The organism is Haloechinothrix salitolerans, assembly GCF_042662605.1.
Classification (GTDB): Bacteria; Actinomycetota; Actinomycetes; order Mycobacteriales; family Pseudonocardiaceae; genus Haloechinothrix_A; species Haloechinothrix_A salitolerans.
On the sequence record NZ_JBHSXX010000001.1, the window covers coordinates 2104223 to 2130313 of the forward strand.

Consider the following 26091-nt stretch of genomic DNA (forward strand, 5'->3'; position numbering starts at 1 on the left):
AGACCGGGCCGTAGACTATGACGTCGTGAGTTTGACCCTCGGAATCGTCGGCCTGCCGAACGTTGGCAAGTCCACCCTGTTCAACGCCCTGACCCGCAACGAGGCGCTTGCCGCGAACTACCCGTTCGCGACGATCGAGCCCAACGTCGGGGTCGTGCCGCTGCCCGATCCGCGCCTCGACACGCTCGCGGAGATGTACACCTCGGAGAAGACCGTGCCCGCCACGGTGTCGTTCGTCGACATCGCCGGCATCGTCAAGGGCGCGTCCGAGGGCGCTGGCCTCGGCAACAAGTTCCTCGCCAACATCCGCGAGGCCAACGCGATCTGCCAGGTCATCCGTGTGTTCGACGATCCGGACGTGGTGCACGTCGAGGGGGCGCTCGATCCGACGAGCGACATCGAGACGATCAACACCGAGCTGATCCTCGCCGACCTCCAGACGTTGGAGAAGGCGCTGGTCAGGATGGAGAAGGAGGCGCGGACTCGCAAGGAAGCCCGCCCCGCGCTGGAGAACGCGAAACGAGCCAAGGACATTCTCGACTCGGGCCGCACGCTGTTCGCCGCGCAGAACGAGGTCGATCTCGATGAGCTGCGAGAGCTGCATCTGCTGACGACGAAGCCGTTCCTCTACGTGTTCAACGCCGACGAGGCGGTTCTCACCGACGAGGCCAAGCGCAAGGAACTCGCCGAGCTAGTCGCCCCGGCGGACGCGGTGTTCCTGGACGCCAAGGTCGAAGCCGAGTTGCTGGAACTGGACGACCCGGATGACGTCCAGGAGCTGCTCTCCTCGGTCGGTCAGGACGAGCCGGGCCTGCACGCGCTCGCGCGCGCTGGGTTCCACACGCTCGGCCTCCAGACGTATCTCACGGCGGGGCCGAAGGAAGCTCGCGCCTGGACGGTCCCGAAGGGCGCGACGGCGCCGCAGGCTGCCGGTGTGATCCACACCGACTTCGAGCGCGGCTTCATCAAGGCCGAGATCGTCTCCTACGACGACCTGGTCGAGGCCGGGTCCATGCAGGCAGCGCGCGCCGCGGGGAAGGTCCGCATGGAGGGCAAGGACTACGTCATGTCCGACGGCGACGTGGTGGAATTCCGCTTCAACGTGTGAGGGAGCCTCAGGCGGCGGGAAGTCGCAGGAGGCCTTCGGCGACCTCGATCAGATCGGTGCCGCTCACGTCGGGTGCGGTGAAGACGTCGCCGTAGCGGCCTTCCAGTCGTTGACACCATCCGGCGAGGCAGCCCGCGCGTTTGGCTCCGTGGCAGTCCCAGGCGTGCACCGCGACGAGCGCCATGTGCTCTGGCGACGTCCTGAGTTCGTGGGCTGCCACGCGGTAGATGGATGGGGCCGGTTTCCAGATGCCGGCCTGCTCCGCTGTGACGACCTGGTCGACGTGCTGCGCCAGTCCCGCGCGTTCCAGGAAACGTGCCGTGTTCCGTACGCTGCCGACGGTCAGGCAGCCGACCCGCACGCCGGCTTCGGACAGCCGTCGCAGTGCGGGTTCGGCATCCGGGTATGCGGGTAGTTCCGCGAACCCCTCCAGGACGTAGTCGATCTCGTCCTCGGTGGCGGTGTGGTTGGTGTCGGTACGCAACGCCTGCCGCGCCACCGACTCGAACGTCCCGAAGTCGCCGCTGAGGGTCAGGGCCATGGAGTCGCGTTGAAACCGCATGAACCACGGCTGCAACAGCTCCGCGGGTTGGCCGATTTTCTCGAGCCGGGCGCGAAGAGGGTCCAGGTTCAACAGGGTTTCGAGGACGTCGAAGGCAACGGCGTGCGGACGAGTAGACACAAGGACCTCTCTCGGTTGGCGATTGAGCTTCCGGAACGGTACTGTACATACCGGTTTGTATAGTGCCAAACGACGCTGGGAGAGCCGCGGTGGCAGCAACACAACGAAGGACCGGCAGCGAAACCCCGGCCGCGGAGCGGGTCCTCGCCGCCGCGTCACAGCTGTTCTACGAGCGCGGTATCCGAGCGACGGGGGTCAACGCCATCGCGGAGCGAGCTGGAGTCACCAAGGTGACCCTCTACGCCCACTTCGGATCCAAAGACGGGCTCGTGGCAGCGCACCTGCAGGCGCGTGATCAACGGTGGTGGGCCGAGTTCGAGGAGTACATGACCGGACGGGTCACTGCGCGGGAACGTCTGATCGCGATGTTCGACGCGTATCAAGCATGGGCGCTGGCGGGTGAGTTCCGTGGATGTGGATTCGTGAACGCCGCCACCGAACTCACCGATCCCGACCATCCCGGGCACGTCGTCATCCGCGAGCACAAGGACGGTATCCGGCGTCACCTTGAAGCCTTTGCCACCGAAGCTGGCTGCGCCCAACCAGCCGACATCGCCGAGGAATGGTTCCTCCTGCTGGAAGGGGCCACGGTGACCGCGTCGTTACGGCACAACACCGACTCCCTCCGCCGTGCTCGTCAGGCTGCTCTCCGACTGCTGCCCGCAGGGAGTTCCGCGTAGGCATGGGTGTGCTACGAGTTCCCTCCGGCGTTACCTCTTGACTCGTGTGCACGTCGAATGTGGTCGAGCACGAAGAACAGCGTGATCAGCAGTTCGTCGGTGAGATGTGCGGTGCCGTCGGTGAGTTCCACCCGCTTCGGCCGTGAGCCCAGGCGGTCGTGGTGAATCCGCATCGGTCCGATCGTGTGGATCCTGCTGCCGAGCAGGCGGTACGTGAGGCCGTACGGCCCTACGCGGATCATGCGCGAGCCGAGCCGGTCGTATTCCACCGGCCACGTGCCGAGCGAGCACGGGCGTGAGCCCAGGCGGTCGTAGGTGATCTCGGCGTCCCCGATGGACTTCAGTCGGGAGCCGAGCATGTCGTACTCCAGGGCGTAGTTCCCCAGCGTGCGGGGGCGCGAGCCAAGCCGGTCGTAGGTCAGCGGTGTTTCGCCGACGCGCGTCAGCCGGGAACCCCACCGGTCGTAGTGGAGATCAATCGTGACCATGCCGCTCCCGTCGTGTTGTGCGAGGGTCTCCCATTATGTCCGTTCGCTCGTCGGCTCGCGGCGTTTCGGGCGGCGTGCCGACATGACGTCCCTTTCGACGTCTGGGCGAACGTTCGCACGGTCGGGCATGATGTACCGGTGTCTGTGGACAGCACTGGAACCGTCGCGGTCGAGGACCTTGAGGCACATCGCGCCGCGCTGACCGGGTACTGCTATCGGCTGCTCGGGAGCGCCGCCGACACCGACGACGCCGTGCAGGAGACCCTGATCCGGGCCTACCGGAAGATCGACTCGTACGACTCAGTCCGCGCTAAGCTGACGACCTGGCTGCACAAGATCGCCACCAACGTCTGTATCGACATGCTGCGCGGCGCGAGCAAGCGGGCCCTCGCGACCGATCTAGGGCCAGCCGCCGACGGTAGCGATCTTGGCGCGCCGTTGCCGAGCGATCGGTTCGTGGAGCCGATGCCCGACGCGCGCCTCTTCGGAGTGACCGATCCCGCCGACCGCGTTGTCGCTCGCGAGACCGTGCGGCTCGCGTTCATCGCCGCGCTGCAACGGCTTTCGGCACAACAGCGAGCCGCGCTCGTGCTGCGCGACGTGCTGCGTTTCTCGGCACGGGAATGCGCCGAAATCCTCGACACCACCGAAGCGTCCGTGAACAGCGCGCTGCAGCGTGCCAGGACTGCGCTCGCCGCGAAACCGGTCGAGCCCGCGGACCTCGTTGACCCGGCGGATGACGACCAGCAGGAGCTTCTCCGCAGCTATGTCGCCGCGTTCGAGGCCCACGACGTGACTCGGCTGGCCACCCTGCTCCGCGACGACGCGACGTCGTCGATGCCGCCGTTCGCCTGGTGGCTGCACGGCGCGTCCCGGATCACCGAGGCGATGGCGGCGAGCGACGCGTGCGCTGGCGACAGGTTGCTGCCAACGGCCATCAACGGTTCGGTGGGGTTCGGTCAGTACCGGCCGGACGACGACGGCGTGCTGCGACCCTTCGCGCTGCTGCTGCTGGAACTGCGCGACAACCGCGTCGCGCACATCGTCACCTTCCTCGGCAGCGGCGACCGATTCGCCGAATTCGGGCTCCCCGAGCGAGTGGATTCTCGTCCCGAGCGATGAGTTCTCGCTTTCCCATACGTACCAGAGGTGGGACCCATGATCTGAACGGGAGAGCCAACATGACCGACCGCATCGCTGAAGAGACGTACGCCGAACGCGCCCGCCTGGCAACGCTGCTGGAAGGGCTCGAACCCGCGCAGTGGGCCACGCCGTCCTTGTGCGCGGGCTGGCGTGTTCGCGACGTCGTCGCGCACATCACGATGCCATTCCGCACGAGCGTGGTGCGGCTTGTCGCTGGTTTGGTGCGGGCGCGCTTCTCCTTCGACCGGTACGCGGACCTCGACGCGCGGGCCCATGCCGCCCGGACGAGTGACGGCGAGTTGGTCTCGCTGCTCCGCGACAACGTTCGCCACCCCTGGCGGCCGCCGGGCGGCGGTCAGGCAGGCGCGCTGAGCCACGACGTCATTCACGGCCTTGACGTGACCGAGCCGTTGGGGCTGGACGGCCCGCCGCCGAGTCGCATCGAACTCGTTTTGCGACACGCGGGCAAGCGCAACCTCGACCATTTCGGAGTCGACCTCGGCGGCACACAGCTGGCGGCGACCGATGCGGACATCGCCGTCGGCGATGGGGCGACGCGCCGGATGCCGGCCAAGGACGTCCTCCTGGTTGTGACCGGACGCAGGGCCCTCGCCGAGGTGCCGGGGGAGAACGGATGAGCGCGCTCGAGCGCGGTGAGCCGGAACTGCGGGTGCGCGAGGCCAGCCCTGCGGCGGCATCGACGGGTTCGGGACTGCCGCCAGGCCTCAGCGCACCCGCGACGCGAGCGCTGCACGGCAGCGGCATCATCACGCTCGCCGAGGTCGCCGAGTATTCCGAAGCCGAACTGCTCGCGCTCCATGGCGTCGGCCCCACCGCGATCCGGACGCTGGTCGCGGCACTCCAGCAGGCGGGGCTGACGCTCCGCCCCAGCTGACACAACCGCTCGCTCACGGCGGGGGCGTGGGCGAGCGGTAGACGTTGTGGTCGTTATAGCGACCACAACGCCTCAAGATCCCCTCCGGAGCCGAGAACGGCGCCGCGGCGGCCTCCCGCGCGCCCTACAACTCCGCCAGTACCGAGTCGATCCGGTCGATCAGTGCGACGTCGTTGCTGGTGATGCCGCCTTTCGAGTGGGTGCTCACGGAGAACTTCAGCGTGCGCCACCGAATGTCGATGTCGGGGTGGTGGTTCATGTCCTCCGCGATCTCGGCGACCCGGTTGACGGCCTCGATGGCCTGCGGGAAGCTGGCCAGCTCGACCGTGCGGACGAACGCGGCTCCGACCACGTCCCAGTGCGGCCTGGCCGCTTTGGCTTCTGCGATCTGATCATCGGCTAGCAGCTCAACCATGACACTCATCGTGCCACTCACTCGGTACGCTTGCCCGTGCTACGGGCGCGCGGGGTTGGATGGGGGCTCGCGCCTGGCCCGGCGTCGTGGAGGGATCGTGAGCGAGAAGTTGCGGCGGGTGCCATCCCGCTTAGTCGCGGGTGCCGTGACCGCCATGCTGGTGACCGCGTTGGTCGCCGCCTGCGGGGAGCCCGCCGAGACCCCGCCCGACCCCGCCGCGCCGGCCGTCACGGTGCTCGCCTACGAGGGCTGGAACGTGCCGCCCGAGTTGCGGGACGCTTTCCAGCGCCAGACCGGGTTCGGGCTGGAGGTCGAGCATGTCGGCGCGGACGCGGCTGGGCTGACCGAGCACCTCACCGCGACCGAGGGCGAGCCGACCGGTGACGTCGCGGTCGGACTGCCGGGCAGGTACGCGAAACGCGCACTCGGCGCCGACGTCTTCGCGCCGTACACCAGCCCAGAAGCCAACCAGGGGCAGCATCGGTTCACGATCGACGACCAGCAACGCCTGTCCGCCATCGACCTCGCAGACGTCTGCGTGAACGTCGATAAGAGCTGGTTCACCTCCCGTGACCGGACGCAACCGAAGACGCTCGCCGACCTCGCGAGACCCGACTACGCCGGACTCATGGCGCTGCCTGACCCGAGCCGCACCGAGGTGGGTTTCGCCTTCTTGCAGGCCACGATCGCGCGCTACGGGGAGACCGGTTGGCGGTCGTACTGGCAACGGCTGCGCGGCAACGGCGCGCACATCGTCGGCTCATTCGACGTCGCTTACGACGATCGGTTCTCCGGATCGTCGACGTCCGGGTCGCTGCCACTGGTGGTCGCTCCGGCGTCGTCGCCCGCCGAGGAACTGAAGGACGACGGTACGTCGCCGGTGGCAGTGCTGCCGGACACCTGCTTCCGCACCGTGCGCTACGCGGGCGTGCTCGCCGACGCGGAGTACCCCGAACGGGCGCACCGCGCGATCGACTTCCTGCTGTCGCAGCAGTTCCAAACCGCGATCGCCCCCACTTACGGCACGTATCCGACACGCGAACGGGTGTCACTGCCGGACGACTGGCGCGGCGTCGCTCCCATGCGCACCGAGCCGATGACGCTGCCCGCAGCCGACGTCACCACGAACGAGCGACGTTGGCTGCGGGAGTGGCGCCAGGTGTGGCGCTAAACGCTCACCCGTCGCTGGTTACGATCCGCGCATACGCCAACGACAACCCGATCACGAGGTAGCAGGCGGCACGGACGAGACCTTCGCCGAGGCCGTCCCACCAGATCGGGTCGCGCACCAGGTTGATCAGTGCTTCCCACGACGCCGGTAGCAGGAACGGGTGCAGCCAGGACAGCGAGTCGAACACCAGTAGCAGCTGGGACACGATCACGCCGCCCAACACGGTCGCGAGCACCAGCATCGGGTGCTCCGTGCACGCCGAGATCGCGAGCGCGATCGCGCCGAGCGCCCACAGTTGCACCGTCACCCACCCGACGGCGATAGCCACCCTGCCGAGCGCGTCCAGCAGCGGCAACGTCGTCCCGGAGAGGGTGATAAGTCCGTCCGTGCCATTGCTGACGAGCCCCGTGAGGAAACCGGTCGTCCCGACCAGACCGGCAGCGACCAGCCCGACGACGGCGACGCCGAACGCCTTCACCAGCAACAACCGTCCCCTGCTGACCGGAGCCAGCAGCCAGCCGCGCAGCGTGCCGTTCGCCTGTTCCCCCGCGAGGGCGTCGCCACTCGAATTGGTGATCGCCAGCGGCAGCAGCAGCGACATCAGCACAGTCAGCGCCCCAATCGGCAACGCCAGCGCACTGGACGCCAAGGTCACGAACACCGGCGGATCGGCGTCGCCGGTCGGACCGCCGTCCGCGAACGTCAGCGCGATCCCGATGATCACCGGGATGACGGCGAGCAGCCCCAGCATCACCCGGGTGCGCGGCCTGCGGAAGATCCAGCGCAGCTCGGCCCACAACAGCCGGGGTAGCCCGACGCGTGCCCGGGTGAGCTGCCACTCCGAGGTGGGTGCGGAGGTGCCCGTTGTCGTTGTCATGACATCAACTCCGGGGCACGGTCGAGCGGGACGTCGTCGGGGTCGTCCGGCTGCGCTTGGGTAAGCCGCGCGAACACATCCTCAAGGCCGGTGCGCTCACGACGCGCCTCCTCGACGGCGACGTCCGCGCGCACCAGCGTCTCGATCACCGACGACGCGGTGTTCGCCGAGAGGTCGACGCGCACGCCGTCCGGTGCGAGCCGGGCGGGAATCCGGTTGTCCCGCAACGCGTCCACCGCGAGCGGACCGTCCGGAGTGGACACCAGCAACGTCGGGCTGTTCGATTCAAGCAGCTCGTCCAACTCGCCCTGCGCGACCACCGTGCCCTGGTTGAGCACGACGACATGCGTACAGGTCGCCTCCACTTCCGCGAGCAGGTGCGAGGACACCAGCACCGTGACGCCCTCGGCGTGCAGGTCGGCGATGACGCGCCGCACCTCGCGCGTGCCAGCGGGATCGAGACCGTTCGTTGGCTCGTCGAGCACCACGAACCGGCGCGGCGCGAGCAGCGCACCGGCGAGCCCGAGCCGCTGTTTCATGCCGAGCGAGTACCCCCGGTACGCCCGATGCGCCGCGTCCGCGAGCCCGACCCGCTCCAGCGCGTCCGTCACGGCGGCGTCCACCTGACGACGCCCCAGCAGCGGTTCGGCCGCCGCCAGCCGCAGCAGGTTGTCCCTGCCGGACAGGAACGGATGGAACCCTGGCCCCTCGACCAGCGCCCCGACGTGCGGCAGGCTCGCTTCGCTCGCCGCGGGCATCGGCTGGCCCAGCAGCTCGACCTCGCCTTCGGTGGGCCGCACCAGGCCGAGCAGCATACGGATCGTGGTGGTCTTGCCTGATCCGTTCGGACCGAGCATTCCCACGACCGCGCCCTCGGGCACGTCCATGTCGACGCCATCCACGGCGACCGCGCTGCGGTAGACCTTGCGCAGCCCGCGCGTGCGCGCCGCGAGCCGGGGTGCCGCCGCCTCGCGGGCGGCGGCACCGGCCTTCAGTGCTTCTGTCACTGCTGCTCCAACGCCTCGATGAGCACCTGGCGGGGGACCGCGCCGACGGCGAACCGGCCGTCGTCGGTCAGGACGCCCGTGCCTGCCCGCGTGGTGAAGACGAAGCCGCTGATCTCGCCGTCGGTGAACCGCTCCCCGAACCGGTGCAGCAGGTCACCAGGAGCGTTCTCCGCCCTACCGTCGTGTCCGGACATCTCGCCGAGACGTTCGGCCGCCCCGTCGAGCGCGTCTCCCGGCAGCGTTCCGGTGAGCACCGTGTCCCAGCCGGAGCCAGTAACGCCGACGTAGTCAAGCGCCTGCGCCGGGTCGGTGTGCATCGGCAGTGCTTTCCCTGCCTTTCGTGCCTTGTCTGGGTCCGCGGTAGTGACCTCGGCGTCACGCGGCGGGGTGAACTCGAACAGTTCGTCCGGCTGTGCGCCGACGTCGAACTCAGTGAATCCCACGCTCACCACCGGCTCCGGCGACCCGTTCGGCATCACCTCGAACCGCAGGGGCAGCTTCGTTGCCGCGTCGATCGCCACCGTGACCTCGCGCAGCAGCGTGCGCTCGGACGGCTTCGGCGTCAGCACCAGCTCGTAGACGTCGCGGTCGGCGACGCGGGCGGTGCCGTCGATGGTGATCACACTGCTGTCCGAGAGCAGGTCGATGATCTCGGACGCGGCGCGGGCAGGGTCGCTCACCCCGCCGTGCTTGGGCATGTCCCGCGTGGGATCGATCCCGGGGTACCTGGTGGCGGTGTTGCTCGCCGAGTCGTACGTCCACGCGCCGTCCGGGCCGGCGACCGCGGTGAACTCCGTCGAGCCGCGTTGCACCGAGATGCGGGCGCCGTCGTCGCCGTGGAAGATCCGGGCGGATTCGGCGTTCGCCAGTCCGAGCCCTGGCAGCGCGGGCAGCCCGAGTTCGTTGTTCATCGCGACCGTGCCCTCGAACGCGGGCGCCTCGGCGGACAGGGCCTGCTCGACTAGCTCGGTCGCGCTGACCTCAGGCAGCTCCGGCTCCTGATCTGCGTCCGCGGGCAGGGCCATGACCAGCAGGCCGACCAGCCCGGCCGTGGTGCCGGTGGCAGCCACGGCGATCCCCTTCGTTTTTGGTTGCATGCGCTCTCCCTGTTCTCGTGACCAGTGTGCTGGTCGTGTCGAGTTCCACGGTGCGACCCGCTTGCTGAGACCACCCTGAGACGTGAGACGTCGCTGAGAACACGCTGAGGACTGGTCTCCCGAACCGGCAGGAATCAGGCATGCTGAGTCGCGTGAAAACACGAGTGCTCGTCGTGGACGACGAGGTGGGGGTGCGTAAGGCGCTGGACAGGGGCCTGCGCGCCGAGGGGATGGACGTCGTCACGGCCAGCGACGGCCCGAGCGCGCTGCGGCTCGCGCGGACTGGGACGTTCGACGCGCTGCTGCTCGACATCATGCTGCCGGGACTGTCCGGCTACCGGGTGTTGCAGCGACTGCGCGAGGAAGGTGTGCGGACACCGGTGATCCTGGTGTCGGCCAAGGACGGCGAGATCGACCAGGCGGACGGTCTCGACCTCGGCGCGGACGGCTACCTGGTCAAGCCGTTCTCGTTCGTGGTGTTGCGCGCGCAGCTGCGAGCGGTGCTGCGCAGGACCGGCGGCGACCGGGCACGCGGCGTGGTGCGGCTCGGCGGGCTGGAGATCGACCGCTCGGCGCGCGAGGTGCGCTTCGACGGCGCGACGGTGCCGCTGAGCCCGCGCGAGTACGCGCTGCTCGAGGTGCTGGCGCGCGGCGCTGGCACGGTGCTGACCAAGGATGACCTGCTCGCCGAGGTGTGGGGCGATGAACGGGCGGCGACCCGCAACGTCGTCGAGGTCTATATCGGGTACCTGCGGCGCAAGCTGGACGCCGTTGGCGCCGGCGACGTGGTGCGGACGGTGCGCGGACACGGGTACCAGGTCGCGTCCGGCTGATGGCCTCGCTCGGCGCGGTGTGGCGGCGCAGGTCGCTGACGTTTCGCATCACGACCTTGGCGTCCGTGGTGACGTTGGCGTGCCTGCTCGGGCTCGCGCTGCTCGCGGGCAGGCTGCTGGAACCACTGCTCACCGAGTCGGTGGACGCCGAGCTGTCCGAGGTGCTTGCCGACGCCGTGGTCGACGTCCGTGCCGGTCAGCCGGTGGACACCCCGAACGGCGTACTGGTGCGGGTGCTCGACACGGCTGGCGCGCCCGTCGATGGCAGGGTCGATCCCGCGCTGGGCAGGGAGACCGTGCGGACGCTGAAGGCGGGGCTGCCGGCGCGCGTCGACGGCGACCCGCCGATGCGTTGGCACGGCACCGTCGCCACCGCACCGGACGGCTCGCAGCGCCTCGTCGTCGCCGGAGCCGGGTTGGTCGGCTTCGCCGCCGCGGTGCACGACGGCGCGCGGTGGCTGCTCGTCGTCGCGCTGGTCGCGGCGGTCGTCGCCGCGGTCGCGATCTCGTTCGCGGTGCGCTCCGCGCTGCGCCCGGTGGGCAACATGGGTCGGCAGGTGCGCCGCCTCGGCGACGATGAACGCCTCCCGCTGCCCACCGCCGACGACGAGCTGCGCGCGCTGGCCGCCGAGTTCAACCTGCTGCTGGCGCGCCAGCGGGAGGCCCGCGAGCGATTGTTGCGCTTCACCGGCGACGCGGCGCACGAGCTGCGCTCGCCGGTCGCGTCGATTCGGGTGCAGTCCGAGGTCGCGGTCACCAACCCCGATCCCGAGCTGAGCCAGGACGTCCTCGGCGACGTCCTCGCGGAGTCCGAACGGCTGTCCGCGCTGCTGGACGGTCTGCTCGCCCTGGCGCGCTCCGACGCGGGCGAGCTGCCGCCCGCCACCGACGTTGACCTGGTCAGCGAGGCTCACGCCGCCGTCGCGCGGCTGCCAGCCGAGGTGCCGGAGGGCTGGCGCGGCGGGCGTGAGCTGGTGCGGGTCGAGGCCGCCGCGCCGGAGGTGTGGGCGTCGGCCGCGCACGCCGAGGTCGAGTTGGTGTTGGACAACCTGCTGCGCAACGCCTGCCGCTACGCCCGCGCACGGGTCGTCGTCACGGTGCTGGCGACGTGGTCGGCGGCGCGGGTGGTGGTCGACGACGATGGCCCCGGCATCGCGCCGGAGCATCGACGTCGCGTGTTCGATCGGTTCTATCGGGTTGCCGACGACCGCGCCCGCGACTCCGGCGGTTCGGGGCTCGGGCTGGCGTTGGTGGCGGAGCTCGTGCGGCGCAGGGGCGGCACGGTCGCCGTGGCGGACTCGCCGGATGGCGGCGCGCGGTTCCAAGTCACGTGGCGCGTGGGGTAAGTCGGCGAGGCAGGAGCGTGGCCGGTCGGAGCGCATCGATACGCTCCCAGCCGTGGCGAAAGTGGTGGTCGGCGCGGCGATCGTGCGAAGCGGCGCGCTGCTGGCCGCGCAGCGTTCCTACCCGCACCAGCTCGCGGGGTACTGGGAGCTGCCAGGCGGGCAGGTCGAACCGGGCGAGGCCGAGCCGGACGCGCTGCGCAGGGAATGCCGCGAGGAGCTCGACGTCGACGTCCACATCGGACACCACGTCGGTGACGCGAACCTTCCTGGTGGCAGCGTGCTCCGCATCTACGCCGCTGCCCTGACCGACCCAGCGCGGGAGCCGGTCGCGCGGGAGCACGCGGCGCTGCGCTGGATCACCAGCGACGCGCTGGACGATGTCGACTGGCTGCCAGGCGACAGGGTGCTGCTGCCGCGGTTGCACGCTCTGCTCGCCAGTGACGGTGGCGGCGACGGGCTCAATGTCCCTCGGACGAACCAGCGCCGACCGGGCGGTTAACAGGTGTCACGCTGCGACAACGGGCTTACCGTTGAGGTATGTACGTTGTCTTGAGCACCTACACCGCGCCGTTAGAGGAGATCGACTTCGTACTGCCGGACCACGCGGAGTGGCTCGCCAAGCACTACGAAGCCGGCGACTTCCTGATGTCAGGCCGTCGAGAACCCCGCGTGGGCGGCGTGATCATCGCGCGCTCGATGCTGCGCGGCAAGCTCGACGCGATCTTGGCGACGGACCCGTTCGCCTACAAGCACATGGTGCATTACGAGGTGATCGAGTTCGCGGCCACGCGGACGGCGAAGGAACTCAACTGGCTTAACGAAGCCCTGGTCAACCAGGAGTAACCGAGCCACTCGACGGCGGGCACATCGCCGTGCCGAGCGCACTCGCGGTAGCCGCCGCGGGCGTCCGCGCGAGACGCGCCGCCAACCAGGCACAAGGGGCTCACCTGCGGTTCGCCGTCGTGTGTGGCTGGTCACATCAAGCGGCCGGGTATCCTGGACTCTGACCACTCGCAGCTGGTGCGATCCCGCGACCAGCCGTCACAGCGCGGTGGTCTCCATCGAACCCTTCCGATGAGGAGCTCAGCCGTGCCCGCTGCGAGCACAACCGCCCCGACGCGAACCGACCTGCGCAACGTCGCCATCGTGGCGCACGTCGATCACGGCAAGACCACGCTGGTCGATGCCATGCTGCGCCAGTCGGGCGCGTTCAGCGACCACGGCGACCCCGGCGAGCGGGTGATGGACTCCGGTGAGCTGGAGCGGGAAAAGGGCATCACGATCCTGGCGAAGAACACGGCCATCCGCCGCAACACCCAGGACGGTCCCGTCACCATCAACGTCATCGACACCCCTGGTCACGCCGACTTCGGCGGCGAGGTCGAGCGCGGTCTCGCGATGGTCGACGGTGTGTTGCTGCTGGTCGACGCCAGCGAGGGCCCGCTGCCGCAGACGCGGTTCGTGCTGCGCAAGACCCTGGAAGCGGGGCTGCCCGTCATGCTCGTGGTCAACAAGGTCGACCGGCCGGACGCGCGGATCTCCGAGGTCGTCGATGAGACTCACGACCTGCTGCTTGACCTGGCCTCCGACGTCGAGGACGCCGACGAGGACGCGATTCTGGACCTGCCGGTCATCTACGCCTGCGCCCGCGACGGTAAAGCCAGCCTGAACCAGCCCGCCGACGGTGGCGTGCCGGACAACGACAACCTCGACCCGCTGTTCGAGATCCTGTTCAGCCACGTGCCCGCGCCCAAGGCCGATCCAGAGGCGCCGCTGCGTGCGCTGGTCACGAACCTGGACGCCTCCAGCTTCCTCGGTCGTATCGCGCTGCTGCGCATCCACGCCGGCAGACTGCGCAAGGGGCAGACGGTGGCCTGGCTGCGCGAGGACGGCACCGTTGCCAACGTCCGCGTTTCCGAGCTGCTGGTCACGCAGGCTCTGGAGCGGGTGCCCGCGACCGAGGCCGCCGCCGGCGACCTGGTCGCCATCGCGGGCATCAGCGACATCACGATCGGCGATACCCTCGCCGACCCGGACGCTCCCGAGGCGCTGCCGCGCATCACCGTGGACGAGCCCGCCATCTCGATGACCATCGGCGTCAACACCTCGCCACTCGCCGGGCTCGGCGGCGGCGACAAGCTCACCGCCCGGCTGGTCAAGGCCCGCCTGGACCAGGAGCTCATCGGCAACGTCAGCATGCGGGTGCTGCCGACCGAACGACCGGACGCCTGGGAGGTGCAGGGCCGTGGCGAGCTGGCGCTCGCGGTGCTTGTCGAACAGATGCGCCGGGAGGGCTTCGAGCTGACCGTCGGTAAGCCGGAGGTCGTCACCCGTGTCATCGACGGCTCGCTGCACGAGCCGTTCGAGCGGTTGACGGTCGACGTCCCTGAGGAACACCTCGGTGCGGTCACCCAGCTGCTCGCCTCCCGCAAGGGCAAGATGGAGCACATGGGTGGGCACGGCACCGGCCGGATCACCCTGGAGTTCGTGCTGCCGTCGCGGGGCCTGATCGGGTTCCGCGCCGACTTCCTCACCGAGACGCGCGGCACCGGCATCGCGAATCACTTGTTCGAGGGCTACTTCCCGTGGGCTGGCGAGATCCGCACCCGGCACAGCGGCTCGCTGGTGGCCGACCGCAAGGGACCGGTCACCACCTACGCGCTGCTCCAGCTCGCCGACCGTGGCACGTTCTTCGTCGAGCCTGGCAGCGACGTCTACGAGGGCATGGTCGTCGGGGAGAACCCGAGGGCCGAGGACCTCGACGTCAACATCACCAAGGAGAAGAAGCTCACCAACATCCGCTCATCGACGGGTGATGAGCTGGAAAGGTTGGCTCGGCCGCGTAGGCTCGGGCTGGAAGAGGCCCTGGAGTTCTGTGCCTCGGACGAGTGCGTCGAGGTCACGCCTAAGGCGGTGCGGGTGCGCAAGGTGACGCTGGACAGCACCACACGCGCCAGGGAACGGTCCAGAGCCAAGGCGCGCGACGGTGCTCGCTAGGGCGCGCTGACGGTACGCGAAATGGCGGACGAACCGTCCCTGGTTCTGGCACTATGCCGATAACGCCGGGGTAACGCGCTACCGCGCCCTGGTGCTGTGGGGGAGTGTCGAGGGGACGCGACAACGACCGGGAGGTGGGCGCCGCCATGGCGAGTGGCCGCACGAGCACGCTACTCGCGCTCAGCTGCGCCACCGTTCTGCTCGCTACCGCGTGCACCGATCCACCGCCGGTGCCTGGTCCCCAGCCAACCACCGTCGCTGAGACACCGGAGCCGGGGCCGGATCAGATCGTCATCGGTGTCGACGAGATCGCTGGCGGGTACAACCCGCACACCGTGGCCGACCTGTCGCCGGTGACGCGCGCGCTCTCGCGGCTGTTGCTGCCGTCGGTGTTCGTACCGGGCGACAACGGCCTCGAACTGGACGAGACCGTGATGCGTTCGGCAACGGTCACATCGACCGACCCGTTCACGGTCAGCTATGTCATTCGGCCGGACGCCTCCTGGTCGGACGGCGCGCCCATCGCGGCGGAGGACTTCATTTACCTCGCGGAGGCGATGCGCGGCCAGGCGGGCACCATCGACCCCGCCGGGTACCGACTGATCACCGACATCGCCTCCCGCGACGGCGGCAAGCGGGTCGAGGTGACGTTCGCGGACCGCTATCCCGGCTGGCGTGGCCTTTTCAACGACCTGCTGCCCGCGCATCTGCTCAAGGACGTGCCCGGCGGCTGGCAGAACGCCCTCGCGACGAGCTTTCCCGCGTATGGTGGGCCGTTCGCCATCAAGTCGATCGACACCGCCCGAGGCGAGATCTTGCTGGAACGCAATGAGCGCTATTGGGAGAAGCCCGCCGCCGTCGACCAGCTGGTGCTGCGCCGTTCGGACAAGCAAGGCATCATCGCCGCCCTGCGCGACGGCAACAACCAGTTCGCGCTGACAAGAACCAGCGGGCAGGACCGCGCGGCGCTGCGGCGACTCGGCGACGCGATCACGCTCTACACGGTGCCCCGGCCCGCGGTGGCCGAGGTGCTGCTGCGTCCCACGAGCGACGTTCTCTCCGACGACACCGCGCGTGCGGCGATCGCCGCGCTGATCGACCGGAAGCGGCTTATCGCGGTGGGCACGGAAGGCGGGCCGTCCGGTCGGTTGCGCGCGAACGCGCAACTCGGGGCGCCATCAGCGAGCGGGTACCAGCCCACGATCCCCGACGACGAAAACGAGTCCCACCCGGAGCGCGCGTGGCGGTTGCTGCGGCAGGCGGGGTACCAGCGCTCGGCTGGGGTGTGGCGAGACCAGAGTGGGGATGAGTTGCGGCTGGTGGTGGCCTCGCCCGGCGACCGGGAGCCCTACTTGGCCATGGCCCGCGAGCTCGAGCGTCAGCTCACCGCGGCGGGCATCGAGGCCAAGGTGGCCACGCCGAAGCCACGGGAGCTGTTCGGCGCTGACCCGGCCGATCCGGACGCCGATGCGCTCGCTGGCGGCGTCGGCATCGACGTCGTGGTCGCGCCACGCGCGATCGGAGCCGATCCCGCGTCGACTTTCGCCTCCCGCTTCGCCTGCAGGGAAGGCGGTGCCGGCACCGAGGGCACCGCCGGCTCGGTCGATGGCGGTGATGACCCCGATGGCCGCGATGGTGCGGTGAACGGCGAGGGTGACAGCGGCGACGGCACCGACACCAGCGATGACGGTGCCGTCGAGCCGGGAAACATCGCCGGGTTCTGTCACGAGCGGCTGGCTCGGCTCGGCCGCGCCGTGCTGACCGGCGAGCGCGGCCTTGACGACGTCCGGTCCGAGGTGGAGGCGACGCTGTGGCGCGCCGACGTCACCGTTCCGCTTTTCCAGCTCGCCGACACCCTCGCCGTCGGCGACGAGGTAGCCGGCGTGACGCCGGGGGATGGGTTCGCCGGACCATTTGGCGACGCTGTCAACTGGATCCGTACCGGGGAGTAAGCGCGACTTCACTCTCTGGCGCGAGTAACAGTGCTGCCATCTTTTGCCAGCGTTTCGAAATGTCGTCGTTGTTCGGTTCTCGGGCCTTTTCGCGAGCGCATCGACAGCTCGGGCGACGCTGATGTGTGTGAACCATTCGGCGGAGTCGCAACCTTTCCCTGATCCGGTTGTGACCTGCTGTGAGAGTGTTGAGGTAACCAAACTCGCCACTGGCGTAAATGGGCACGTCACCCTTTGGTCACGATCGGAGGCCAACCGGTGACGTCGTATGGTTTCCTTTCTACGGTGCTGCGTCAGCGAGCCATGTTCTTATTGGCATGGCACAAGCTCCGATGACCAATACCGGAGTCACTCGGGCGCAAGTCCGGAGTGCTTTAGGAGGGCACACTCGAAATGAGGAGATCTCGAACAATCTCCGCTGCGGCATTGTTGATGGGCTCAGCGTTGATCCTGAGCGCCTGCGGTGGTGACGGCGGTGACGGCGCCGGCACGGCTGAGGTGGACAACATCTACGCCGACTGCGAGGCCAACCCGAACGAGTGCAACTCGGTTCCCGCCGACCAGTTGCAGGACGGTGGCGAGCTGTCGTTCGCCATCGAGAAGAATGTCCCGAACTGGAACATCATCTCCAGCGAGGGCAACGTGCTTGAGTCGGCTTTCGTGCTCAAGGGCGTGTTGCCTTACACGTTCTACACCCAGCCCGACTTCACCGTCACGATGAACGAGGACCTGCTGGTCTCCGCGGAACAGACCAGTGAGGACCCACAGGTCATCGAGTACGAGATCCAGCCGGACGCGCAGTGGTCGGACGGTACCCCGATCACCGCGGACGACTTCATCTACAACTGGAAGGTGCAGAACGGCGAGGACTGCCCGGACTGCACGCCGGCATCGACGTCGGGTTATGACCAGGTCGAGTCGGTCGAAGGTAGCGAAGACGGCAAGACCGTGACGGTGACCTTCGAGGAGCCGTTCACCGACTGGAAGGTGCTGTGGAGCTCGACAGGGCCGATGTATCCGGCCCACATCGCCGAGGAGAACGGTGGCACCGACTCCCCCAAGGGGCTGGGGGAGTCGTTCAAGTGGTTCGGTGAGAACGTGCCGGAGTACTCCGGCGGTCCGTACCAGATCGAGAACTTCCAGGACAACGAGTCGGTCACCCTCACCCCGAATGAGCAGTACTGGGGAGAGGCGCCCAACCTGGACCGGCTGATCTTCCGGGTCATCACCGAGGCGTCCGAACAGCCGACGGCGCTGCAGAACAACGAGGTGCAGGTCATCTACCCGCAGCCGCAGGTGGACTTCGTCGAACAGATCGACGCCATGCAGGGCGTGTCCTCCCACATCGGGATGGGTCTGACCTGGGAGCACTTCGACTTCAACCTGAAGAACGAGTTCCTCTCGGATGAGCCGCTGCGCGACGCGCTGTTCACCGCGGTGGACCGCCAGGGCATCATCGACAAGACGGTGGGCCAGTTCACCGACAAGGTTGAGCCGCTCAACAGCCACAACTTCGTGCCTGGCCAGGACGGCTACGAGGATGTCGTCAGCGAGTTCGGCCACGGCAGTGGTGACGTCGAAGCCGCGAAGCAGATCCTCACCGACGCCGGTTACGAGCTCTCGGGCGGCAAGCTGACCACGCCGGACGGCGAGACCGTGCCTGAGATGCGTATCCGGTACACCACCGGCAACGAGATCCGGCAGAACGAGTGCGAGCTGTTCGCGCAGGCCGCCAAGGAGCTTGGCGTCACGGTCAATGTCGAGCCGACCGATGACCTGGGTGGCACCCTGGTCGAGGGTGACTACGACATCATCGTGTTCGCCTGGGTGAGCTCGCCGTTCCCGTACAGCGGTGCGGTGCAGCTGTGGACCAGCGACTCGGGGAGCAACTTCGGCGGGTACAAGAACGACGAGGTCGACAAGCTGCTCCGGGAAGCCGCGTCGGAGACTGACGCGTCCGTGGCGACCGAGAAGCTGAACGAGGCGGACAAGATCATGTCCGAGGACGCCTACGTTCTGCCGCTGTACCAGAAGCCCACGTTCATCGCGACGCACAACAACGTCGCGAACGTGCGCAACAACTCGACGCTCGACGGCCCGCTCTACAACGTGGCCGAGTGGGGCCTCCGTCAGGAGTAACCACGGCTGAGCGACCGTGACCTTGGGTGGGGCCACCACTACGCTGGTGGCCCCACCTGAGCGAGCGGGCCGGTTTTCCGGCATCCCCGTCCGACCGACGTACGATAAGCGTCAGCGGCTCGCCACGAGCGGTCGCTGCGGTCCCTGAATCCGAAGCAGGATGATCTCCATGCTTGCCTATGCCTTGCGCCGGGTGCTGATCTCGGTGCCGATTCTGATCGCGTCCACGTTCGTCGTGTTCGTGATCACCGCGCTGTCGAAGAGCCCGATCAGCGAACTGCGCGCCAAGAACCCGCCACCGCCCGAACGCACGATCGAGCTGGAGCGGCAGCGGCTCAACCTCGACCAGCCGTTGCTCGAGCGTTACTGGAACTGGCTGCTCGGCCTGTTCCGCGGTGACTTCGGGCCGTCGGTGCAGTCACGAATGGACATCGGCGCCGAGGTCGTCGACCGGTTCCTCGTGACGTTCCGACTCATCGGCCTCGCCATGCTCGTCGCGCTGATCCTCGCGATCATCGTGGGTGTCATCAGCGCGGTGAGGCAGTATTCCGGAGTCGACTACACCTCGACGTTCCTCGGTTTCCTATTTCTCTCGCTGCCGTCGTTCTGGTTCGCCATCCTGCTCAAGCAGGCGGGAATCAGCTTCAACAACGCGGTCGGCAGTCAGGTGCTTTTCACCATCGGCGACAGTTCCGTATATGTGACAGGGGGAACGTGGGCCGAGTTCACCGACATACTCGGGCACATGGTCTTACCGACCATCTCACTGGCGTTGTTGTCGTTCGCTGCCTGGAGCCGCTTCCAGCGGGCGTCCATGCTCGAGGTCCTCAACAGCGACTACGTGCGGCTCGCACGCGCCAAGGGCCTTCGGCGCGGCACGGTGATGCGAAAGCACGCACTGCGCACCGCGCTGATCCCGCTCACAACGGTGACCGCTCTCGACCTCGGCGCGATCATCTCGGGCGCGGTTGTCACCGAGAAGGTGTTCCAGTGGCAGGGAGCCGGCACGTTCCTCCTCGATGCCATCAGCAACAGTGACGTCTACGCGGTACAGGCGTGGCTGCTGGTGTCGGCCACGTTCATCATCCTGTTCAACCTGGCCGCTGACCTCCTGTACGGCGTACTCGACCCGAGGATCCGCTATGCCTGATGCGACTGAGACCCAGCAGAGCAGCCCGTTGACGGGACAGCCGAGCGAGACAAGCCCCGCGGGGCAGCCCGAGCGCGAGTTCACGGTTCCCGAGCGCAGCCAGACGCAGATGATCCTGCGTCGCTTCTTCCAGCACAAGTTGGCCGTAGCCAGCCTGTTCGTGCTCCTCGGTGTCGTCCTGCTCGCGTTCGTGGGCGGCGCGCTGTGGAAGTACAGCTACGTCGACATCACCGCCGACGAGTCGGTGCCACCGTCATGGGAGCACCCATTCGGCACCGACGCGGTCGGTCACGACTCGTTCGCGCAGGTACTGCGCGGCACCCAGCTCTCGCTGGGGGTCGCCGTACTCGTGGCCTTGTTCTCCACCGTCGTCGGGACGGTGTGGGGCTCCATCGCGGGCTACTACCGCGGCTGGCTGGATACCGTGATGATGCGCATCGCGGACCTCGTGCTGACGCTGCCGTTGTTGGCCGTCGCGGCCGTGCTTGGTCACAACGTCGGGGGCTCGTGGTGGTTGATCGCGGTGGTCATCGCCGGGCTGTACTGGGCCTATGTCGCCCGTGTCGCCCGGGGTGTCGTGCTGTCACTGCGGGAGAAGGAGTTCATCGAAGCGTCGAAGGCGCTTGGTGCCAGCGATATGAGGATCATTCTGCGGCACCTCGTCCCGAACTCGCTTGGCGCGGTGATCGTCAACGCCACGATCCTGGTGGCGATCGCCATCCTCATCGAGACGGCGCTGTCCTTCCTCGGCTTCGGCGTCCGGCCGCCAGACACGTCGCTCGGGCTGCTCGTCAGCAACGCGCAGACGGCGGTGTCGACCCGCCCGTGGCTGTTCTACTTCCCCGGCCTTTTCATCATCATCATCGCGTTGACGATCAACTTCATCGGGGACGGCCTGCGCGACGCGTTCGACCCCAAGCAGACGAAGGTGCGTGAATGACCACGACAACTCCACGCAGCGATCCTGGTGGAATCGTGCTCGAGGTGGACGACCTCCACGTCGAGTTCCCGACTGACGACGGTCTCGTGCGAGCCGTCCGCGGTGTCAGCCTCGAGCTGCGCCGTGGCGAGGTGCTCGGCATCGTGGGCGAGTCGGGGTCCGGTAAGTCCGTGACCTCGATGGCCGTGATGGGCCTGCTCCCGGACACGGCGCGCGTGTCTGGCGGGATCCACTATGACGGCAGAAACCTGGTTGGCGCCAGCGACAAGGAACTGTCGACCATCAGGGGCAAGCGGATCTCCATGGTCTTCCAGGATCCGATGACGTCGCTGAACCCGGTCTACCCCATCGGTTACCAGATCGCGGAGGCGATCCTCGCGCACGAGAACATCAGCAAGGACGCCGCGATGAAGCGGGCGGTCGAACTGCTCGAGATCGTGCACATCCCGAACCCTGGGCAGCGCGCCAAGGCCTACCCGCACGAGCTGTCAGGTGGTATGCGGCAGCGGATCGTCATCGCGATCGCCATGGCCAACCGCCCGGACATCATCATCGCCGACGAGCCGACCACGGCCCTCGACGTGACGGTGCAGGCCCAGATCTTGGAGGCGCTCGCCGACGCGCAGGCCGAGACCGGGGCGGCGATGATGCTGATCACTCACGACCTCGGTGTGATCGCGGGCCAGGCCGACCGGGTCCAGGTGATGTACGCCGGAAAGGTGGTGGAAGCGGGCACCGCCGACGAGGTCTTCTACCGCCCCCGGATGCCGTACACGCTGGGTTTGCTCGGCAGCTTGCCTCGGCTGGACGTGCGCACGGAACGACTGACGCCCATCAGCGGATCACCACCCTCCGCGGTGAACATGCCGCCCGGATGTCCGTTCAGCCCTCGGTGTCCGATGGCGGCCCCGGAATGCGATGTCGAGGAACCGCCGCTGGCACAGGGCGCGACAGCGACGCACTTCGCGGCGTGCTACTTCAGCGCCGACGTCGAGGGACACACACCGGACGAGATCTTCCGTTCGACGGAAGCCACTGATGCCGCGCTCGGGTCGAGCGCTGGGGAGGGTAGCCGATGACGACCAGCGAAGCCGCCGCGGTCTCCGCGGCGACGACCACGGGCGAGCCGGTGCTGTCCGCTCGCAACCTCGTCAAGCACTTTCCCGTGCGCGGCGGCGGGTTGCTGCGGCGCAGGGTGGGCGAGATTCACGCCGTGTGCGACGTCTCGTTCGACATCTACGAGCACGAGACGCTGGGGCTTGTCGGTGAGTCCGGCTGTGGGAAGTCAACCACGGCTCGGCTGCTGATGAACCTGCACCCCGCCACGTCAGGGGAGGTCTACTTCGACGGCACCAGCATCAGTTCCCTGTCGCGCAAGCAGATGCAGCGGGCGCGCCGGAACATGCAGATCGTGTTCCAGGACCCGTACGCGTCACTCGACCCGAGGATGCCGGTCAACGAGATCGTGGCGGAGCCGCTGCGTATCCACGGCGTCTATGACGCGGATCGGGTGCGGCAGCTGCTGCACACGGTCGGGCTGCGGCCGGAGCACGGTAACCGGTTCCCGCACGAGTTCTCCGGCGGCCAGCGCCAGCGCATCGGTATCGCGCGGGCGCTCGCCCTCGAACCGAGGCTGCTCGTGCTCGACGAGCCGGTGTCGGCGCTGGACGTGTCGATCCAGGCCGGTGTGCTGAACCTGCTCGAAGACCTGCAAGCAGAGCTGGGGTTGTCGTACCTGTTCGTCTCGCATGACCTGTCCGTCGTGCGGCACGTCGCTGACCGCATCGCGGTGATGTATCTCGGTAAGATCGTGGAGTTCGCCCCTACCGAGCGGTTGTTCGAGGCGCCCGCGCACCCGTACACGCAGGCTCTGATCTCGGCCATCCCGATACCCGACCCACACAAGGAGCGTTCGAGGCAGCGCATCGTGATCACGGGAGACGTGCCGAGCCCAGGCAGCCCGCCGAGCGGGTGCCGCTTCAGGACACGGTGCCCGAAGTTCGCCAACCAGCTCAGCGAGTCGGACCAGAAGCTGTGTATCGAGCAGGAGCCGGAGCTCGTCGACCGTGGCCAGGGGCATCCCGCCGCGTGCCACTTCGCGTCAAGCGAGTCCCTGCTCTAGTCCGGAGCGCCCGCGTAGGCACGGTTGACGATGTCCGCGCGTGCGAAGCGGCACACGTCGGCACCGTGCCGGGTGGTGGTCCGCTACGGTGGCGAGGTGATCGTCGACAACACTGTTGGGCGGGTGCATGCCTGACGAACGCTCACGGCACTCGTTGCTGTTGGTGCACGCACACCCGGACGACGAGACCCTCACCACCGGCGGCACCATCGCCCGTTACGCGGCGACTGGCTACGACGTCACGGTCGTGACGTGCACGCTCGGTGAGGAGGGCGAGATCATCCCGCCCGCGCTCGCGCAGCTCGGCGCCGCTCACGCCGATCAGCTCGGCGGCTACCGGCACGGTGAGCTGATGGCGGCGTGTTCGGCGCTCGGCGTCAGGCACCATCGCTACCTGGGCGGTATCGGTCGCTGGCGTGACTCCGGTATGGCTGGCACGCCGTCGGCCGAGCATCCCAGGGCGTTCGTCGGCGGCAGTGTCGCCGAGCAAGCCGCGCAGGTGCGCGCGGTCCTGGACGAGCTGCGGCCGCGCGTGGTGGTCTCCTACGACTCGTACGGTGGGTACGGCCACCCCGACCACATCAGGGCGCACGAGGTCACGATGGCGGCCGTAACCGATGCGGACTCCGTCGAGCGGGTGTTTCACACCATCGCACCGCGCACTCCAGTGCACGACGAACTGGCGCGGCTGCGCGACACGGACGACGTCCCGTTCCGAGTGCCGGAGGACGACGAACTGCCGGTGGTGCCGGACGAGCGAGTCACCACGCGGATCGACATCGCCAAGCACGGTGACGACAAGCTTCGCGCGCTCGAAGCGCACGCCACTCAGGTCACGGTCGCCAGGGGCACTCGGCCGTGCTTCGCGCTGTCGAACGGCGTCGCGCTGCCCCACCTTGACGCCGAGTACTTCGAGTTGGTGTCTGGCCAGAGCGCCGGATGTGAGCACGACCTCTTCGGTGGGCTGTCGTGACCACCGCCCGTGCTGGATCGGTCTTCGACGGCCTCGCGCTGGCCCTGCTGCTGATCAACTCCGTCGCGCTCGCGATGCTGGAGCTGTTCTTCCTGCCGTTGCGGTTCGACGGCGTCATCCTGCCGGACTACGGCGGCGCACCCGCTCCGGTGAGCGTGCTCGTGGCACTCATGACGACACCGTGGCTGGTGTCGCGGACCGCGGGGCTTGCCGTCCGGATGGGCGGTCCCGCCGGGTTCGCCGGCCTGCCGTTGACGCTCTGGTTCGTTACCGTGATCGGTATCGGGCTGTTCGGGCCGGGTGGTGATCTCGTGCTGCCGCAGGACTGGCGGGCCATCGCGTTGCTCGCGGCGGGCGCGCTGCCGTCGGCGGTAGTGCTCGGGCGCGTGCTCGCGCAGGCCCGTATCGCGCGGTCGGGTAGGCCGACCCGCTGAGTATCGTGCGGTCTCTCGGGGCGACCGCCTGAGTCGTGAGGAGTAGCGGTGGGCGAGGTCATCACCGATCGGCAGATCGTCGCGGTGCTGCGGCCATTCGTGCGGGCGACGGCTCCCGTGCTCGACGCCTTGCGGGAGGCGGATCCGCTCGGGTTGCGTGCGCGTGCGGCGGAGGCCGCCCGCAAGGGTGAACAGCTGGCCGAGCTGGCGAACACTCCGCCGGGGTTGCGCAGGCGGCTGCTCAACGGCCTCAGCACAGTCAAGGTGCCCGGTACCGGCGCGTGGGAGACGATGAGTCCTGACGAGCGCACTCGCTGGTGGATCAACCGAGTCGGCAGGGTCACGGCGCTACTGACCTCGGTGCCCGGCCTCGGTGGCGCGCTGGCCGACCGGTTGCCCGTCCAGGACGCCCTCGGCACGGCCTCACAGGGGCTGCTGCTCTGCGCGATCGCTGGCGAGCGCGGTGTCACCGGGCACGCCGAGCGGGTGCGGCTGCTGGCCTGGGTGCTGTTCGAGCGCGACGTCGATCCCCGGCTCGCCGCTGGTGACTACCCGGAACACGATCCGTCCGACGAGGACGCCCGGACCGCCGAACTCACCGCCGAGCTGGGCGAGGACACCGGGAAGCAGGGCGGTCGTCGGATCTCGCTGAAGGGCTTCGCTGTCACGCTGTGGCGGCTCGGCCGTTCGCTCTATGCCGTCACCGAGGAGCTGGAGAAGCGCCCGCATGGCCGGTTCTGGCACCAGTGGCTCGGGATGTTGCCGGTCGTTGGCATGCTCGGTGACTATCTCGGCGAGCGGTCAGGGCTGCGCCGCGTCGCGAAGCGGGCGGACCAGTGGTTCATCCGATCGGGTTTTACCGCCAGAACTGGAGGATGAACAACCCGGTGTAGGCGAGATCGGGGTCGCCACCGCTCACCTCGAACAGCAGGTCGGAGATGCCGAAGAACACCGCGCGAACCGGCTCGAAGGCGATCAGCAAGGCGAACAGCGCCAGCGGCGCCCACGGCCGCGCCTTCATGCCGATCTCCCGCGCCTGCGGGGACAGGTATGGCTCCAGCGCGCCGTAACCGTCGAGACCGGGCACCGGCATGATGTTGAGCACGAACGCCACGATCTGCAGCAACGCGAGCAGCGACAGCCCGAGCAGTAGCCCCATCGGCATGCTCGGGACCAGCGCGATCGTCACCGTGAGCAGGATGCCGATCGTCAGGTTCGACAGCGGGCCCGCCAGCGACACCGCCGCGGCGACGCGGCGCGAGCGCAGTGCCCAGTGGTTGATCCACACCGCACCGCCCGGCAGCGGGATACCGCCGATGGCGAGCAGCAACAGTGGCAAAACCAGCGAGAGCACCGGATCGGTGTAGCGGCGGACGTCCATGGTCAGGTAGCCCTTGGCCGCGACTTCGACGTCACCACCCCGGTATGCCACGATCGCGTGACCGAACTCGTGCAGGGTCAGCGACAACGCCCAGCCGCCGAGCACGAGCAGCACGATGCCGATCGTGGTCACCGGATGCCGTTCGATTCCCGCTGCGCCGAACTCGACCGGCGGGTAAAGTGTGGCGAGCACGCCGCCCACCACGGTGGTCGCGAGAATTCCCAGGAAAATCGGGCTTGGCCGCACTGCTGATCGTTGCAC

27 protein-coding genes are annotated in these 26091 nt (G+C 68.3%); 20 read left to right on the forward strand and 7 right to left on the reverse strand.

Annotation, left to right across the window (positions count from 1 at the left end; all coding sequences use genetic code 11):
* Nucleotides 1–25: 25 nt before the first annotated feature.
* The gene (gene ychF, locus ACFQGD_RS09900; protein ID WP_345405393.1) at nucleotides 26–1108 is read left to right on the forward strand and encodes a redox-regulated ATPase YchF; all 1083 of its coding nucleotides are present in this window, start codon (nucleotides 26–28) and stop codon (nucleotides 1106–1108) included.
* 7 nt (nucleotides 1109–1115) lie between these two features.
* Here the strand turns inward: ychF and ACFQGD_RS09905 are convergent, their stop codons facing one another.
* The gene (locus tag ACFQGD_RS09905) at nucleotides 1116–1790 is read right to left on the reverse strand and encodes a haloacid dehalogenase type II (RefSeq protein WP_345405396.1); all 675 of its coding nucleotides are present in this window, start codon (nucleotides 1788–1790) and stop codon (nucleotides 1116–1118) included.
* Nucleotides 1791–1879: 89 nt separating this feature from the next.
* Between ACFQGD_RS09905 and ACFQGD_RS09910 the strand changes: the two genes are divergently transcribed.
* Nucleotides 1880–2470 carry a TetR/AcrR family transcriptional regulator gene (locus tag ACFQGD_RS09910; protein WP_345405399.1) on the forward strand — a complete coding sequence of 197 codons (591 nt, stop codon included), beginning with the start codon at nucleotides 1880–1882 and terminating at the stop codon, nucleotides 2468–2470.
* An 11-nt stretch (nucleotides 2471–2481) separates the two neighbouring features.
* Here ACFQGD_RS09910 and ACFQGD_RS09915 read toward each other — a convergent pair whose 3' ends face one another.
* Nucleotides 2482–2958, reverse strand: coding sequence for a hypothetical protein (locus ACFQGD_RS09915; protein ID WP_345405402.1), 477 nt, complete (start codon nucleotides 2956–2958; stop codon nucleotides 2482–2484).
* Between the two features lie 138 nt (nucleotides 2959–3096).
* On the opposite strand from ACFQGD_RS09915, the gene ACFQGD_RS09920 reads away from it, so the two are divergent.
* Genes ACFQGD_RS09920 through ACFQGD_RS09930 form a run of 3 tightly spaced genes read left to right on the forward strand, consistent with a single transcriptional unit; the run spans nucleotide 3097 to nucleotide 4996 of the window.
* Nucleotides 3097–4080 carry an RNA polymerase subunit sigma-70 gene (locus tag ACFQGD_RS09920; protein ID WP_345405405.1) on the forward strand — a complete coding sequence of 328 codons (984 nt, stop codon included), beginning with the start codon at nucleotides 3097–3099 and terminating at the stop codon, nucleotides 4078–4080.
* A gap of 59 nt (nucleotides 4081–4139) precedes the next feature.
* Nucleotides 4140–4739 (forward strand): maleylpyruvate isomerase family mycothiol-dependent enzyme, encoded by a 600-nt coding sequence (locus ACFQGD_RS09925; RefSeq protein ID WP_345405408.1) that lies wholly within the window; start codon nucleotides 4140–4142, stop codon nucleotides 4737–4739.
* Nucleotides 4736–4996, forward strand: a complete 261-nt coding sequence (locus ACFQGD_RS09930) for a helix-hairpin-helix domain-containing protein (protein WP_345405411.1) — start codon at nucleotides 4736–4738, stop codon at nucleotides 4994–4996. Before ACFQGD_RS09925 ends, ACFQGD_RS09930 begins: the two co-directional genes overlap by 4 nt.
* 124 nt (nucleotides 4997–5120) lie before the next feature.
* Here the strand turns inward: ACFQGD_RS09930 and ACFQGD_RS09935 are convergent, their stop codons facing one another.
* Nucleotides 5121–5411 (reverse strand): 4a-hydroxytetrahydrobiopterin dehydratase, encoded by a 291-nt coding sequence (locus ACFQGD_RS09935; RefSeq protein WP_345405414.1) that lies wholly within the window; start codon nucleotides 5409–5411, stop codon nucleotides 5121–5123.
* 97 nt (nucleotides 5412–5508) lie between these two features.
* On the opposite strand from ACFQGD_RS09935, the gene ACFQGD_RS09940 reads away from it, so the two are divergent.
* Nucleotides 5509–6582 carry a thiamine ABC transporter substrate-binding protein gene (locus ACFQGD_RS09940; RefSeq protein WP_345405417.1) on the forward strand — a complete coding sequence of 358 codons (1074 nt, stop codon included), beginning with the start codon at nucleotides 5509–5511 and terminating at the stop codon, nucleotides 6580–6582.
* 4 nt (nucleotides 6583–6586) lie between these two features.
* On the opposite strand, the gene ACFQGD_RS09945 is transcribed toward ACFQGD_RS09940, so the two are convergent.
* The 3 genes from ACFQGD_RS09945 to ACFQGD_RS09955 are packed head-to-tail and all read right to left on the reverse strand — an operon-like array spanning nucleotide 6587 to nucleotide 9563.
* Nucleotides 6587–7459: an ABC transporter permease gene (locus ACFQGD_RS09945; RefSeq protein WP_345405420.1), complete on the reverse strand. Its 873-nt coding sequence runs from the start codon at nucleotides 7457–7459 to the stop codon at nucleotides 6587–6589.
* A complete protein-coding gene (locus ACFQGD_RS09950) occupies nucleotides 7456–8466 on the reverse strand; it encodes an ABC transporter ATP-binding protein (protein WP_345405423.1) in 1011 nt (336 codons plus the stop codon). Before ACFQGD_RS09950 ends, ACFQGD_RS09945 begins: the two co-directional genes overlap by 4 nt.
* Entirely contained in the window at nucleotides 8463–9563 is a 1101-nt protein-coding gene (locus tag ACFQGD_RS09955; protein ID WP_345405426.1) for a LolA family protein, read from the reverse strand. Before ACFQGD_RS09955 ends, ACFQGD_RS09950 begins: the two co-directional genes overlap by 4 nt.
* A gap of 140 nt (nucleotides 9564–9703) precedes the next feature.
* On the opposite strand from ACFQGD_RS09955, the gene ACFQGD_RS09960 reads away from it, so the two are divergent.
* The 14 genes from ACFQGD_RS09960 (at nucleotide 9704) to ACFQGD_RS10025 (ending at nucleotide 25328) form a co-directional block, all read left to right on the forward strand.
* Nucleotides 9704–10396, forward strand: coding sequence for a response regulator transcription factor (locus ACFQGD_RS09960; protein ID WP_345405429.1), 693 nt, complete (start codon nucleotides 9704–9706; stop codon nucleotides 10394–10396).
* Nucleotides 10396–11742, forward strand: a complete 1347-nt coding sequence (locus ACFQGD_RS09965) for a sensor histidine kinase (protein ID WP_345405432.1) — start codon at nucleotides 10396–10398, stop codon at nucleotides 11740–11742. The genes ACFQGD_RS09960 and ACFQGD_RS09965 overlap by 1 nt, the downstream gene beginning before the upstream one ends.
* A gap of 61 nt (nucleotides 11743–11803) precedes the next feature.
* Nucleotides 11804–12241 carry a (deoxy)nucleoside triphosphate pyrophosphohydrolase gene (locus ACFQGD_RS09970; RefSeq protein ID WP_390183697.1) on the forward strand — a complete coding sequence of 146 codons (438 nt, stop codon included), beginning with the start codon at nucleotides 11804–11806 and terminating at the stop codon, nucleotides 12239–12241.
* 38 nt (nucleotides 12242–12279) lie between these two features.
* Nucleotides 12280–12585 (forward strand): YciI family protein, encoded by a 306-nt coding sequence (locus ACFQGD_RS09975; protein ID WP_345405438.1) that lies wholly within the window; start codon nucleotides 12280–12282, stop codon nucleotides 12583–12585.
* Nucleotides 12586–12816: 231 nt separating this feature from the next.
* Entirely contained in the window at nucleotides 12817–14739 is a 1923-nt protein-coding gene (typA, locus tag ACFQGD_RS09980; RefSeq protein WP_345405441.1) for a translational GTPase TypA, read from the forward strand.
* 104 nt (nucleotides 14740–14843) lie between these two features.
* Nucleotides 14844–16691: an ABC transporter family substrate-binding protein gene (locus ACFQGD_RS09985; protein ID WP_390221034.1), complete on the forward strand. Its 1848-nt coding sequence runs from the start codon at nucleotides 14844–14846 to the stop codon at nucleotides 16689–16691.
* A gap of 432 nt (nucleotides 16692–17123) precedes the next feature.
* Nucleotides 17124–18830, forward strand: a complete 1707-nt coding sequence (locus ACFQGD_RS09990) for an ABC transporter family substrate-binding protein (protein WP_345405447.1) — start codon at nucleotides 17124–17126, stop codon at nucleotides 18828–18830.
* A 169-nt stretch (nucleotides 18831–18999) separates the two neighbouring features.
* Nucleotides 19000–19980 (forward strand): ABC transporter permease, encoded by a 981-nt coding sequence (locus ACFQGD_RS09995; protein ID WP_345405449.1) that lies wholly within the window; start codon nucleotides 19000–19002, stop codon nucleotides 19978–19980.
* Entirely contained in the window at nucleotides 19973–20920 is a 948-nt protein-coding gene (locus ACFQGD_RS10000; protein WP_345405451.1) for an ABC transporter permease, read from the forward strand. The genes ACFQGD_RS09995 and ACFQGD_RS10000 overlap by 8 nt, the downstream gene beginning before the upstream one ends.
* Nucleotides 20917–21999, forward strand: a complete 1083-nt coding sequence (locus ACFQGD_RS10005; RefSeq protein WP_345405453.1) for an ABC transporter ATP-binding protein — start codon at nucleotides 20917–20919, stop codon at nucleotides 21997–21999. Before ACFQGD_RS10000 ends, ACFQGD_RS10005 begins: the two co-directional genes overlap by 4 nt.
* A complete protein-coding gene (locus ACFQGD_RS10010; RefSeq protein ID WP_345405455.1) occupies nucleotides 21996–23042 on the forward strand; it encodes an ABC transporter ATP-binding protein in 1047 nt (348 codons plus the stop codon). The genes ACFQGD_RS10005 and ACFQGD_RS10010 overlap by 4 nt, the downstream gene beginning before the upstream one ends.
* Before the next feature lie 127 nt (nucleotides 23043–23169).
* Nucleotides 23170–24015 carry an N-acetyl-1-D-myo-inositol-2-amino-2-deoxy-alpha-D-glucopyranoside deacetylase gene (mshB, locus tag ACFQGD_RS10015; RefSeq protein WP_345405458.1) on the forward strand — a complete coding sequence of 282 codons (846 nt, stop codon included), beginning with the start codon at nucleotides 23170–23172 and terminating at the stop codon, nucleotides 24013–24015.
* The gene (locus ACFQGD_RS10020; protein WP_345405461.1) at nucleotides 24012–24449 is read left to right on the forward strand and encodes a hypothetical protein; all 438 of its coding nucleotides are present in this window, start codon (nucleotides 24012–24014) and stop codon (nucleotides 24447–24449) included. Before mshB ends, ACFQGD_RS10020 begins: the two co-directional genes overlap by 4 nt.
* A 48-nt stretch (nucleotides 24450–24497) precedes the next feature.
* Nucleotides 24498–25328 carry a hypothetical protein gene (locus ACFQGD_RS10025; RefSeq protein WP_345405464.1) on the forward strand — a complete coding sequence of 277 codons (831 nt, stop codon included), beginning with the start codon at nucleotides 24498–24500 and terminating at the stop codon, nucleotides 25326–25328.
* On the opposite strand, the gene ACFQGD_RS10030 is transcribed toward ACFQGD_RS10025, so the two are convergent.
* A complete protein-coding gene (locus ACFQGD_RS10030; protein WP_345405467.1) occupies nucleotides 25306–26091 on the reverse strand; it encodes a site-2 protease family protein in 786 nt (261 codons plus the stop codon). The genes ACFQGD_RS10025 and ACFQGD_RS10030 overlap by 23 nt on opposite strands.